General features: G+C 35.8%; 11 protein-coding genes. 10 read left to right on the top strand and 1 reads right to left on the bottom strand.

Going from position 1 to position 13157, the window contains the following annotated elements; translation table 11 throughout:
* Nucleotides 1-178: 178 nt before the first annotated feature.
* The 10 genes from BM018_RS04375 (at nucleotide 179) to greA (ending at nucleotide 12208) form a co-directional block, all read left to right on the top strand.
* The gene (locus tag BM018_RS04375; protein ID WP_159428174.1) at nucleotides 179-1420 is read left to right on the top strand and encodes a flagellar hook-length control protein FliK; all 1242 of its coding nucleotides are present in this window, start codon (nucleotides 179-181) and stop codon (nucleotides 1418-1420) included.
* Between the two features lie 29 nt (nucleotides 1421-1449).
* Complete coding sequence (locus BM018_RS04370) at nucleotides 1450-1917, top strand: flagellar hook capping FlgD N-terminal domain-containing protein (RefSeq protein WP_092319016.1); 468 nt, start codon at nucleotides 1450-1452, stop codon at nucleotides 1915-1917.
* Nucleotides 1918-1970: 53 nt separating this feature from the next.
* Nucleotides 1971-3344: a flagellar hook protein FlgE gene (gene flgE / locus BM018_RS04365; protein ID WP_092319014.1), complete on the top strand. Its 1374-nt coding sequence runs from the start codon at nucleotides 1971-1973 to the stop codon at nucleotides 3342-3344.
* A gap of 12 nt (nucleotides 3345-3356) precedes the next feature.
* Nucleotides 3357-3596, top strand: a complete 240-nt coding sequence (locus BM018_RS04360; RefSeq protein WP_092319012.1) for a flagellar FlbD family protein — start codon at nucleotides 3357-3359, stop codon at nucleotides 3594-3596.
* A gap of 1 nt (nucleotide 3597) precedes the next feature.
* Nucleotides 3598-4368, top strand: a complete 771-nt coding sequence (locus BM018_RS04355) for a motility protein A (RefSeq protein ID WP_092319010.1) — start codon at nucleotides 3598-3600, stop codon at nucleotides 4366-4368.
* A gap of 9 nt (nucleotides 4369-4377) precedes the next feature.
* Nucleotides 4378-5121: an OmpA family protein gene (locus BM018_RS04350; protein WP_092319008.1), complete on the top strand. Its 744-nt coding sequence runs from the start codon at nucleotides 4378-4380 to the stop codon at nucleotides 5119-5121.
* 60 nt (nucleotides 5122-5181) lie between these two features.
* Nucleotides 5182-6111 carry a thioredoxin-disulfide reductase gene (gene trxB / locus BM018_RS04345; RefSeq protein WP_092319006.1) on the top strand — a complete coding sequence of 310 codons (930 nt, stop codon included), beginning with the start codon at nucleotides 5182-5184 and terminating at the stop codon, nucleotides 6109-6111.
* 59 nt (nucleotides 6112-6170) lie between these two features.
* Complete coding sequence (locus BM018_RS04340; protein WP_092319004.1) at nucleotides 6171-8384, top strand: lytic transglycosylase domain-containing protein; 2214 nt, start codon at nucleotides 6171-6173, stop codon at nucleotides 8382-8384.
* Between the two features lie 85 nt (nucleotides 8385-8469).
* Complete coding sequence (locus BM018_RS04335) at nucleotides 8470-9471, top strand: hypothetical protein (RefSeq protein WP_092319002.1); 1002 nt, start codon at nucleotides 8470-8472, stop codon at nucleotides 9469-9471.
* A gap of 34 nt (nucleotides 9472-9505) precedes the next feature.
* Complete coding sequence (greA, locus tag BM018_RS04330; RefSeq protein WP_092319000.1) at nucleotides 9506-12208, top strand: transcription elongation factor GreA; 2703 nt, start codon at nucleotides 9506-9508, stop codon at nucleotides 12206-12208.
* A gap of 96 nt (nucleotides 12209-12304) precedes the next feature.
* Here the strand turns inward: greA and BM018_RS04325 are convergent, their stop codons facing one another.
* The gene (locus tag BM018_RS04325; protein WP_092318998.1) at nucleotides 12305-12934 is read right to left on the bottom strand and encodes a DUF305 domain-containing protein; all 630 of its coding nucleotides are present in this window, start codon (nucleotides 12932-12934) and stop codon (nucleotides 12305-12307) included.
* Nucleotides 12935-13157 lie beyond the last annotated feature (223 nt).

The following is a 13157-nucleotide window of genomic DNA, read 5'->3' as shown; positions in this document are numbered from 1 at the left end:
AGAATCTTTAAATTTTTATCTTATCTAAGGTTAGTTAATACTTTTTTTATTTTCTATTATTTGATTAAATCTATTTTCATTCTTTATTATGAAATTTTGTTTTATGTGCTTAATTTTTTTTTTTTTATTCCGATATTTATTTAAGCTTTATTTTTATTTAGTGAGAGGGTTTTTATCTATGGTACAATCGATATCATTAACAGTAAGGGATCATAATTCCCATGGACCATCTTTGAAAAATAATATTAGTAAGCCCCATAATTTCGATAAAATGATCGGTAAAATGCAAAAGGACCAGCAAATTGTAGAGAATGATCTTAAATATTCAGATATTTTAGAACAACTGGATAATCTTGAGCAGGAATTTTTTAATATAGAAGAATTGTTTCCAAAATCACCAAAAATAGATCCATTAAAAGTACTTTTAACTAATATTCAGGATATATTGAAAACTGTTGAAGATAATATTATGGTGCTAGATGAAGAAATACTTATGGAGTGGTCTCAAAATATGATTGATTTTGTTAGTCAGTCTTTAAAGGAATTTTCTCAAAAAGGTGAATTGGAAGACGATATTTTTTTCTCTGCAAATTATTTAGCTTTTGTAGTTAATAATTTGGATATTTCTTTTTTTCAAGAGAATGATCCAAAACAAAATATATTATTGCAAATGATTCAAAAGGCGAACGATGTGTATACACAAAATATTACACTTTTATCTCCGTTAGAAGAATCATCGATATCGGAAACTTTCGCTGATAATAATGAATTAGAATTCATATCAGGAATATTAGAATATGAGGATAAACAGCATGATGAAAAGTCTGTTTTTTTTGTTAAAGATAACCGTGTAGAACCTCAGAAAATAAAAGAAATAAATGATCCTTTAGTGTTAGAAGCTTTGTATGAAAATCAGATTCCTGTTTTAGGAGAAAATACCGTAGAACTACCTTCACAATCGCGATTGATATCTAGTGTGCAGCGTGCGTATGAGAATTTTTCTTCACCTGTTTCGCGTGTTCAAGTTGAAGCTATGATGCAAAATGTTGCTGCTAAATCATTTATTACGCTTCAGGAGGGCAACAGCGAGATGAAAATGAAACTAACACCTCCGGAGTTGGGGCATATGAAGTTGTCATTCCGCATTGAAGATGGGATTATGAGCGGAAAAATTGTTGTTGGTACTCAAGAGGCTCGTTTCTTTTTTGAGCAAAATCTGGATAACCTTAGACAGTCGCTGGCAGAAGCTGGGATAATGCTAGCAGGTGTTGATGTTCAGCTGGATGGGGGAGCTTTTCAAGAACAAGATGAATTGCAGGATTCAACACAATACAAAGCTATCCGCTTAGGTTCTGGAGAACAAAAAAATAAAGTTTCAAATGGATTAGTGCTTGATACAATAGTCGATTATACGGTTTAAAAACAGGGCTGCTACGGCAGGGAGGAAATATGGTATTGTCAACAGAAATGAATACTGCTCAAAAACAAATTTTAGAGAAAAAGTCACACGCATTTAATTCTCAACTCAAAGAAAAACAAAAAATAGTCAGCAAAAATACACTTGAAGAAGCAGATTTTTTAACTCTTTTAGTGACCCAGCTGAAAACACAAGATCCTACCAAGCCAATGGATGATAAACAATTTATTGGACAAATGGCACAGTTTACGTCGCTGAAGCAAATGAGTGCTGTTGCTGAAAATTTGACGAAATTTACTAAAGAATTCGATTTCACTAAGAGTGTCTCTCTTGTCGGTAAAGAAATTTCTTGGACTGATGCTGCAGGTTTTGAACGTTCGGGAATTGTGGATTCTGTTCTTATGCGTGACGGGTTGAGTTTTCTGAAATCTGGCGGTCAGGAAATTGCTTTTAAAGATATTACTCAAGTCAAAAATATGCTGGTTGCAGCTGGAAATTAAAAAATAAACTAAACTAAACTAAAATAAAATAAAAATATTCTTGGAGAAAAATTATGGTACGATCGTTATATTCAGGAGTGTCCGGGCTTCAAAATCATCAAACTCGCATGGATGTTATAGGAAATAATGTTGCTAACGTTAATACGACAGGTTTTAAGAAAGGCCGGGTAACATTTCAAGATATTTTATCGCAGATGAGTTCTGGAGCAGCGCGTCCTAATGAAGACCGTGGTGGTATCAACGCGAAACAAGTCGGTTTAGGGATGGCTGTTGCGTCGATTGACAATATTATGACTCAAGGTTCGTTGCAGACAACAGGGAAAAATACTGATTTGGCGATTACTGGTGAAGGATTTTATGTGATGCAAGATGGCGAAAATACTTTCTATACGCGGAACGGTAATTTTATGATAGACCGTGACGGTACTCTAGTGAATTCCAGCGGATTGCGCGTTCAAGGTTGGCAGTCAGAGCTTTTCCCAACTGGCGAGTACGTTGTTGACACATCTGCTCCTGTGGGTGATTTAAAGATTGAACAAGGGCAGAAAGTAGAAGCTCAAGCAACCCGTAATGTAAAATTTCGTTCCAACCTTAATGCGAATGCATTGATTCTTGATGCTAATGCAACAGCTGCTGAACGCGTTCAAGCTACTCATGGGACTTCGATTGATATTTTTGATCCATATGGAAATCCATGGCGTTTATCGAGTTCTTTTGAGAGAAATGCATTGAATGAATGGAACATGGCTCTTACAATGACTGATAAGGATGGCAACAAGATTGAAAATATCCGTGTGAGCGTTGGTACAGCAAAGCTTGATACGAATAATGCGCTTAATTTGACATTTAATACGAATGGCACATTGGCAGCAATTACAGAAGCAGCTGGCGAAGCTGGTGATACGGATGCCGAAGGCTCTATTTCTGCGATTGTTACATACGACCACCCGGATGGCACGACACAAACATTTAACATGGATCTTGGTGAAGCTGGTTCGGTAAAGAATACTATTACTCAATTTGCGTCCCGATTTACCACAGAAGCTTACGAACAAAACGGCAATGGCATGGGATATATGGAAAGTTTTCTCATCGATGAAAGTGGACTTATTACAGGTGTTATGGATAATGGGGTACGTCGTCCTTTGGGTCAAGTAGCTTTGGCGGTATTTACAAATCCTATGGGCCTTGAAAAACAAGGAACTTCTCTTTATGCCGAGTCCAACAATTCCGGAATGGCATCGATTGGAGAAGCGGGTACTATGGGTCGCGGTAAATTGATAGTTGGTGCGCTTGAGATGTCAAATGTTGATCTTTCCGAAACTTTTACTGATATGATTGTAACTGAAAGAGGATTCCAGTCGAATTCACGTGTGATCACTACCAGCGACAATATGCTGCAGGAAGTCCTCAACCTTAAACGTTAATAGGAGTGTCTCATGATAGAGGTTACCAGACTCAACGATACTAAAATCTTTCTCAATCCAGCACTGATCGAAACCATCGAACAAACTCCGGATACCGTTGTTATTTTCAATTCCGGAAAAAAATTTTTGGTTAAAGAAAGTCCCCAAGATTTGGAAAGAAAATTTTCCAATTTTTTAGCCGGTAGCATTTATAAAGCTTTAGTACATGCTGGAGCTAATGTTTCTCTGAATCCTAGGAAGAAGGAGAGTTGACATGGAAAGAGGTTCAATTATTGGATTGGTTGTTTGTGCGATTCTGATGTTCGGTGGAATGTTTTTATCGGCTGGTACTTTAGCTCCGTATTGGGATTTAAACTCTATTCTTATTACTGTGGGCGGTTCTGCGGGCGCTACAATTTTAGCAAATCCTTGGGAGCGTACTAAGAAAATCGGCAAGCTTTTTTCGATTGCAATGAAACAACCTAATACAGAACTAGCCCCTTTGATTGATACGTTGCTGACTTTTGGCGAAAAGGCTCGTAAAGAAGGTGTGCTTTCTTTGGAAGATGATGTTGCCGAAATCCCCGATCCTTTTCTTCAAAAAGCAATTCGATTGGTTGTCGATGGTACCGATCCTGAAGTTGTAAAACGTATTATGTATAATGAATTAGACAAACTCGATGCACGTCATCAAGCTTATGCTCAAATTTTTGCCGATTGGGGAGCTTATGGACCTGCTTTTGGGATGATAGGGACATTAGTCGGACTAATTGCTCTGTTAGGAAATCTTGCCGATACGTCTGCCTTGGGGAAAGGAATGGCTGTGGCTTTGATTACCACTCTTTACGGCTCGATTTTAGCAAACTGGATTTGTATTCCGATTGCCGCAAAACTTAATAATTTCAATGCTGAAGAAGTCATGATGAAAGAAATTATCCTTGAAGGCGTGTTGTCAATTCAAGCGGGTGATAACCCAGCTATCTTACGTGAACGTTTGAACTCATTCTTGTCAGCCAGCGATCGGCGTGCCGAATCAGAAGATTAGGAGACCCATATGGCTGAAGGTGAAAAAAAATGCCCAAAATGTGTTCCCGGTTCTCCGGCTTGGATGAATACTTATGGTGATATGGTTACGTTGCTGCTTACATTTTTTGTTGCTCTCATGGGTATTCAAGCTCCTCCTGGTCAGCAGATTCAATTGATTTTATCGGCGTTTGATGGTTCGTTAAACAAGCTTGAAGGCGGTAGTACCTTAACGCCTGGTGTTTTAGTGGAAATGGGTTCTACAGTTGAAAGTTTGCCATCTAATACGTACGGTAAAGGTCTTGCGAAAGAAATACAAAAAATTTCTGATCTCTTGAAACCAGAAATTAAATCGACAAAAGTCAGAATCGATGAAACCACTAAAGGTTATAAAATTACGCTGGCGAGTGATTTTTTCTTTCGGCCTGCTTCAGCTCAAATCGATTATGAAGAAGGTGTCGAAATTTTGCGGAAGGTTGCATTTGCGCTTCTCGACAGCCCAATAAACAGTCGATTAGAAGTGATCGGACATACCGATAGAGGTGCGATTATTCCAGGTTCGGCACTGGCTCAGAGGTTCCCGAGCAATTGGGAACTTTCTACCGGAAGAGCTTCGACAATCGTCCGTTATTTGATCGATTTTGGCTTGGATCCCAAACGTTTTTATGCTGAAGGTCGTGCCGAATTCGAGCCAATCGAGTCAAACGATACTCCTGAAGGTCGTGCATATAACCGTCGTGTAGAAATTTATGTTTCTGTGGATAGGGATCGTTAATACCGCTTGATTTTATAGCTTGGCATCTATTATAATATAATTTGTATTTTGGAGTATTTTATGGAAAATATAGTAGATTTAGCCGTTATCGGTGCTGGGCCTGCAGGAATGACTGCTGCCATATATTCTGCGAGAGCTGGTTATCGTGTGTGTCTTTTCGAGCAACTTGCAGCAGGTGGACAAGCAGCACTGACTCATATGATTGATAATTATCCTGGATTTCCAGAGGGAATTAATGGTATGGAATTGGCTGATCTTATGCGTAAACAAGTCGAGCGTTTTAATGCTGAATTTGTCTACGATAATGTAGTATGGCTTTCAAAATATGATAATTTATTTGAAATCACAACTGGCACCAACGCTTCGTATCAGGTAAAAAGTATTCTGATTGCGACAGGTACAGCTTCTAAAAGGTTAGGAGTCAAGGGTGAAGATCATTTTTTTGGGCGTGGTGTTGGGACTTGTGCGGTCTGTGATGGTGCTTTCTATAAGGACAAAGTTGTTGCTGTCATTGGGGGTGGTAATTCAGCGTTGGAAGAGTCGATTTTTCTCAGTAAAATTGCTGCTAAGGTTTTTATCATTCATCGGCGTGATGAATTCCGAGCTGAAAAATTTATTCAAAAAGCAGTTCTTGACAATCCGAAAATAGAAATTTTATTTGATACAGTCGTCGAAGAAATTAAAGGCTCCTTAACAGTGGAAACACTTCTTTTGAAAAATGTTAAAAATAATTCGCTTTTTGAAAAAAAAGTAGATGGTGTTTTTCTTTATGTTGGTCTTGATCCTAATACCTCTTGGCTTGATGAATCATATAAAGAAAAAGATGGTTTTATTTCTGTAGATTCTGCCGGACGTATTCCTCATGTTGCCGGCGCTTTTGCTGCGGGAGACTGTTGCCGCAATGCTATCAAACAGGTTGCTGTTGCTGTGGGAGACGGTGCAAAAGTTTCCTATGCAATCACCCACTACCTTGAAACCTTTAACGCTTAAAATTTGCCGAATTGAGTCTTTTTGTAGTAATATCATTTAAAACAAATGAGAGGTTTTCCTTGAAATTTGCAAGGCAATCTAAGAAATTCACGTTTTTTTATATAGTTTTAGTATTGTCTTATGTTGGAGTTGTATTAAGTGCATCAGATGTTTTTCCCGAAGCGGAAGAAAATTTGACTGTTGAATCGGAAATTTGTCTTTTGAATCAGGAAAATCCTGGTATGATAGAAGAATTTTTTGATATTATTCAACTTTATCAAAAACTTCCTTCGAGTCCTGAAGAGCGGATCAATCTTTACCGCCGTTTGCTGTCGCGTTTGAATCGGATGCAGCCTGATACGCCGTTTTTAGAGGGCCAGCAAAAAATTTATCAGGCTGTTATGCGTTATAATCTAGGTATACGGCCTGTTTCTTATTCTAATCTGGAAAATGTTATTCGCGAATCATCATGCAAGGCTATCCGTGATGATGCTATGCGTGTTTTGTTGGACCAAGGTTTTCGTAGTGGCAATCCAGCAGTGGTACGTAAGGTTTTTCAAGAGCATTCTGAAAATTTTTCTCCAAAACTACGTGAATTTGTTTCAGTTGTGTTAAAAAATCCTGAAGAGATATCTCAAGATGAAGCATCTTTTGCTATGCATTATTTGATGGAGAATGGTTTTGTTCAGCTTCGTGATGCATCTACGAGTTTGCGGATTCTTACGATACTGGATAATAAAGTAGAACTCTCAGATATCGACCGTCTTATTGAGCATCTTTTGAATTATAATCAACTTTCTAAGGTGATATCATTCATGAAAATAAGAATTCAGCGGGAAGTTCCTAATTTTGATCTTCTCATGGAATGGAGCCAGCGTTTGAAAGATCAGGAGCATTATTTGGTTCATCTTCTAAAAAATGTTTCTGATAATAATGATGTAGTTGAATATCTTGATTTTTACAGTGCGCGTCATCATTCTCGTACGAGAGGCCGCATGTTTAATAAATCTTTGTATGCTTACCGAGGCTCACAAAAAGCTCCCTACAATGCTGAACATGTTGATCGTTTGTTTGCAGAATACCTTCAAGGAGAGCTTGAAGATAAATATTTGGTGGCGAACTCTGAACGTGCTGTCAGGAATTTTTTAGCCTTTAAGCGTTATGATAAGATTGTTGAACATCTTGAGCCTGCCCGTGCTAAAATGTGGGATGGTTTTTTTTCTTCATATATCAATTTTTGGCTAGCATATGCTCATTTAGAGCAGGGCAATACTAATGCTGGTGTGACTCTGCTTGGCGAAGTCATTGCTCGCGAACCGGAAACATATTTTGGGATTTTATCCTATGAACTGATTAATACAGTTTTTGAAAAATCACCTCCTTCCCGAACAAAATATCTTGTCCGTATGAAAGAAAATATTTATAAAGATAAAAAAAACCGTATTCGTTATGCAACTTTAATGCATCATATTGGTACCTATCTCGAACGGGGGCAGGCAGAAAAAATTCTTATTGCTGAGGGCGTGATTTCCGCATCTTCCAAAAAAGAGCCTAGCAAAACCGTCAAACTTCTCAGTGATGCTTATTTGACATTAGGCTTAGAAGACGGTGCTCGCAGTGTGTTGTTTCATGATGGGATCAATAATCCTTTTGAGCAAGACAGGGTTTTGAGCAGTTTTTATTTGGATAGGCAGCAGCATCCAGGATTTCGAAATCTTTATGCCCAGCGCAGCGATCTTGTGCGTGGCAAATTTAGTGCCAGTATTGGTAGAGATGCTCTTCAGGCTTATTATCCGAAGCCTTATCAGGATGATATTTCCATTGCATTATCGTCGCTGGGGCATAATGTCGATGAAGGGCTTGTTTATGCGATTATCCGTACAGAAAGTTTTTATAAACCTGAAGCACGATCTAAAGTGGGAGCCCGCGGGCTCATGCAGTTGATGCCCACGACAGCTCAATTTGTAGCTAAAAAAGTTCTACCAGATACTAAAAATTATAATATTTATGATCCTAAGATTAATGTAATGTTAGGCACTAGCTATTTGTACGATAATATCCAGAATTTGGGATTGCTGCCGGCGCTTGCTGCATATAATGGAGGACCGACAACAGTCAGCCAGCTGAAAAAATCCTATATGCCTAAAAATCATTGGGAGCTTGTGGAAATTCATCCATTCCGTGAGACTCGGAATTATGTAAAAAAAGTCATTGAAAGTTACCATCGTTATTCGCTTATCTATGAAGGGCGTTCCTTAAATATGTTGCCTACGTTTGGTGTACTGTTTTATTAAAATAATTTTTTTTATTAACCTTGCTATTTTTGAAAAGATTCTTTATAATCTAAATTAGTGTGAGAAGTTTATTAAAGAGGTGCCTGTGTCTGAATTTTCACAAGATGAAAAAAACATTCTTCAGAATTTGAAAGCAGGTCATTGGAGTGAAGCTGAACAAATTGCTTTTGCTATAGACGATAACGCCAAACTTACGTTAATTCTAGACGATGTTCTTAAAACTACGCGGTTTTGGCAGAAGCGGAGTGATTATTTTACTTATACGGATACCAAATCAGGAGCAAAACTTTTTGCAGAATGGGAAGATTTTGTTGAATTTTGTTTGGAATATAAAGTTTATAATCAAAAAGTGTTTTTTGCTGCTAAAAGTTATGTATTTAACAAAATTATTGATTTTCTTAGCCGTGCCAGTCGTGATAGTGAAAATTCTAATAAAGAAGTACTAGTTTTATTGGCTTATGCATTTTATGAGTCTGGTATGATCAGTCGTGCAGTGGAGACATTAGAGTTTATTTTAGGGCGCTTTCCGGATGAAGACGATTTTCGTGTTTATACTTTGTTAGGTGATATTTATTCTGAATCTGTTAATGATCCTCAGAAAATTGAGTTGGCAGAAATCATTTTTAATGAACTGTTTCTTAATTGTATAAATACTTTGGATTTGGATAGTATAGAATCACCTATTATTCTTAAAATTATTGATCTTGTAAAAGGTGATATGTTTCCGGACAGCAAAGTAAAATATTGGGTCCCAGTATATGGATATTTATATGGAGGCCTTACAATAAGGCGAAATCTGCGCTATGACGAATATAAAAAACTTCATGATAAAATATCTTACTTAGAAAATGAGTTAAGGGGTGTAGAATCTACGGAAATTATTATTCCACAATTACTTAACGTGTACTTTTGGGTTTTTGACTATTATATTTACCAGATGAAAACCTCAGGAGGAGCCCAACAAATTTATCGGCGTGTATTAGAACTTTTTGCTATGCTTTACCAGATTCATTCTTATGAAGAGTCTGCAAAAGCACTAGGACTTCAATCTGAAAAAGTTCTAGATAATCTCTTGCAAACAATATAATAAAATCTAAGCTTGCTTTAGGAGGCAATGCTCTATGGCAGAACAATCGATCAAAAAAGAACCATTATTAAATGATCTCCAAGAAAAATTGAATACCGAAAAATGGACAAAAACAGGCTTGGATACTTATAGTGTAAGAAATTTTGTAGAATTAGACGCTTTGATGGAAAGTGCTCGTAATAATGATTGTTTGGATGATGTACGCCAAATATCCCGCGAGCACCTCAAAGATAGTCCGCAAAGCGTAATAGCGTTGTATATTGTAGGTTCTATTTCCCTACAAGAATCAGCAATGGACGATTCTTATCTGCCTCAGCTGATTAAGATGTTTTTAGAACATAATAAAATAAAAGTAGTAGAGTTTTTATGTGAAAAAATTCTTTCATATCGTGAACATAAATATGCTCTTCGTACACTAGAACAGATCTATGTTAATCAGGATGATAAAGAAGCGTTGTTTAATATTAGAAAACGTTTAGTTTTAGTGGATAGTTCTGATGCAGCAAATGCAAAACTATTAGGAGAATTTTACGAAACAGAAGACAAGGATTTAGCGATGTTTTACTATCGTTTAGCGATAGAGCGTTTTATCCGGATGCGAAATCTAAAAATGATCGAAGAGTTATGGAATCGTATTATTATTTTATATCCGGAAGATACCAAACTAGTTATTGCTATTGCTAAAAAAATTCGCGAAGCTGCTAGTGATGAATATGTTGCTGCATTAGCATTTAATACTGTTGCAAAGAATATGATGAGGGAAGGTAAGTTCAAACAAGTATTGCCTTTAGTAAAATTTTGTGTAGCGCTTCACCCTTCTGAGAAACAGTACCGAAAAGCTATTGAAGACTGCTATCGTGAAATTTACAAAGATCATCATCAATTGGAATATTACTTAAAAGCATCTAATGTAGGTCAAAGTTGGAAACCTTATCGTGAAGCGATTCGATTTTTCGAAAGCCATATTGCTTTTGATACAGGTTCGTTTGTCCATCATAAGAATTGGGGCATTGGCGAAGTAAAATTAATAGAAAAAGATAAAGTTATTATTAGTTTTGTTGGTAAAGAAGAGCATGAGATGAGTCTTATGATTGCATTGCGGTCGCTTACTGTTCTCGATGAAGATCATATTCTTCTTTGGAAAAACCAAAAGCCTGAGAAGTTGCGACAATTGTTAGATCAGGATCCATTAAAAGTAATAGAACTAATCATGCGTAGTAATGATGTTGAAGCGATCAATTCAAAAGATCTAAAAGAAATTATTGTGCCTGATTTATTAAGTGATAAAGAATGGGCTCGTTGGTGGCTTAGAGCTAAAAAAATGATGGAATTTTCCAATACTATTGTTCCTAGTTTAGCAAAAAGAAATGTCATTGAATTAAGAGATACGGAACGCTCGGTTGTTGAGGAATTAATCAGTCGATTTAAAAAAACAACCAGTTTTGAAAATAAAGTTGCCGTTTGTTTGAATTTTATTGAAAGAGGCGGTGATATTAATGAAAAATCTGCATCTGCATTAAAAAATTATTTCTTAGAGGTTCTTAATGCTCATAGTGAAAGTTCGGAACGAAAAGTTATCTCTTTATCTCTGTTGAAATTAGCTAAAATTGAAGCCTTAGATGAGAATTTAATTGATATTGGCATATTAAATGGTATTAAAAATTTCTCTGATTTTTATAGTTCTTTAGATGCTGAGCTGCAAAAAATCATTTTACGGCTTCTGCAGAAAAAAGATGACTGGGCTTATCGCTATAAAGATCTGATTTTAGGGACACAGTTAACGAAAAATCATAGTTTTATGTTGCAAGAATTAGTTTCCTATGATAAATGGGAAGATATTAATCATATTTTTTCTTTTGCATTAACGCATTTTCAAGAAAAGCCAGAACTTTTCGTGTGGATTTCACGTCATGCATTAGATGATATGAAGGAAGAATTTGCTCATAATGTTAAAGAAGATGAATTGGTGTTACGTATGGTAACACTGATTGATATTTTAAATTCAGAGATTGGGGTGAAAACAGCGGTTGGACGTAATAAAAAATTGTTGACACAAATTGAAGATTCTCTTTTTAAGAAACAATTGTTAAATAAGGTCATAAATGATGCTGATGAGAGTACTGCACAGTCATTATTTGCATTGATTTCTTCTACAATCACGTTTGATAAGGAACAAAAAGATGTGTTTCTTAAGGCTCTGAATAACAGATATCCTAAATTGGAAGCAGCAAAACCTTCTGCTGCCATGATTACAGCGCGTTATCCTTTCTTAGTAACAAAGCAATCTTATGAAAATAAACGTAAAGATTTAGAACACCTAATTAACGTTGAGATTCCTCAGAATTCCTTAGCGATCGGTGAAGCTATGGAAAAAGGTGATTTAAGAGAAAACTCTGAATATAAGGCTGCGCTCGAAAAACAAGATCAATTAAAAGCCAATCTTGCAAAATTGGAAAATGATTTAGCTCAAGCACGTGTATTAGATCGGAATAAAGTAGATACTTCTTTTGTCGATGTAGGGACGAAAGTAACATTAGAAGAAAAAAATGATGGTATTGTTAGCTTTCAAATTCTTGATCAGTGGGCTGTAAATTTTGATAAAGGTATTATTTCGTATCATTCTCCTTTAGGACATGCTTTGTTAGATAAAAAAGTAGGAGATGTTGTTGTATTTGAATTTAATGGCGAAGTCAAGAATTTTAAGATTCTTGCTATTGAACTTGCAGATTTTGAATAAAATAGATTTAACAAATATTTTTATATTATTAGATAAATAAAAAACTGTCTGTCTAGTGTTTTCTTAGATAGACAGTTTTTTGTTTATATTTAAATGCTATTCTAGTGTTTTTATTAAAGTGGTAAATTCTTGTATTTCTTTTTCTTGAGCTTTAATAATATGTTCAGCAATTTCTTTTATTCGGGAATCTTGTGTATATTTTAGAATTTGTTTTGATGCTGCAACGGCACCTTGATGATGATATATCATACCGGAAAGAAAATCTTTATCAGGGTTTTGTGATAATTTTAATCCCATCATGTTTTTCATCATTAAATTCATATCTTTTTTTGCATCTTTCACAAATTTTTTCAAATTGACATTTATGTTGGGAGCATTTTCTTTTTGTAAAATTTTTATTAAGGCATTAAATGCTTTAATTTCCTGTTCTTGTTCTTTGATGATGCGTTTAGCAGCATTTTTAACAGTGCTATTTGATGAATGTTTGAGAAGTTCTTTAGAGGAATCGATAGCACCTTGATGATGAGGCATCATGTTCGATAAAAAATCGATATCGATATTTCCAGTGTCTGCATAAGGTTGGACCATCATGGGTTTGTGCATGAGATCAAGAATGACTTGACTAGGTGATGATGTTTGTGTTGCATTGTACTGGTGCATGTTATGCTGCGCAAAAGCTGTACCGTGCAGCACCAATAATCCTAAAATATATTTAAAAATAGACATTGTTTCCTCCTAAAATTAAAACAATATGATTTCTCTATTTTATAAGTAATTCTATATTTATAAGGTATAAGGATTCGTTTTTATGAAAAAAGAGTTGTTATTGTTATATTTTTCTAAAATCATGCAGATTTAAATTTTTGTGATATTTTTCAAGTAACGAATTATCAGAGTTTTTGAGTCTCTAGTCTGATGAAATAGCTCAACTAATTTTTAATTAAAGGAT

The organism is Brevinema andersonii (genome assembly GCF_900112165.1).
GTDB lineage: Bacteria > Spirochaetota > Brevinematia > Brevinematales > Brevinemataceae > Brevinema > Brevinema andersonii.
This window is presented reverse-complemented; position numbering and strand designations above follow the sequence as displayed.

Excerpts from the sequence above, each read along its gene's own strand:
- BM018_RS04375 (WP_159428174.1), top strand. The coding sequence starts at position 179 with ATGGTACAATCGATATCATTAACAGTAAGGGATCATAATTCCCATGGA.
- BM018_RS04370 (WP_092319016.1), top strand. The coding sequence starts at position 1,450 with ATGGTATTGTCAACAGAAATGAATACTGCTCAAAAACAAATTTTAGAG.
- flgE (WP_092319014.1), top strand. The coding sequence starts at position 1,971 with ATGGTACGATCGTTATATTCAGGAGTGTCCGGGCTTCAAAATCATCAA.
- BM018_RS04360 (WP_092319012.1), top strand. The coding sequence starts at position 3,357 with ATGATAGAGGTTACCAGACTCAACGATACTAAAATCTTTCTCAATCCA.
- BM018_RS04355 (WP_092319010.1), top strand. The coding sequence starts at position 3,598 with ATGGAAAGAGGTTCAATTATTGGATTGGTTGTTTGTGCGATTCTGATG.
- BM018_RS04350 (WP_092319008.1), top strand. The coding sequence starts at position 4,378 with ATGGCTGAAGGTGAAAAAAAATGCCCAAAATGTGTTCCCGGTTCTCCG.
- trxB (WP_092319006.1), top strand. The coding sequence starts at position 5,182 with ATGGAAAATATAGTAGATTTAGCCGTTATCGGTGCTGGGCCTGCAGGA.
- greA (WP_092319000.1), top strand. The coding sequence starts at position 9,506 with ATGGCAGAACAATCGATCAAAAAAGAACCATTATTAAATGATCTCCAA.
- BM018_RS04325 (WP_092318998.1), bottom strand. The coding sequence starts at position 12,934 with ATGTCTATTTTTAAATATATTTTAGGATTATTGGTGCTGCACGGTACA.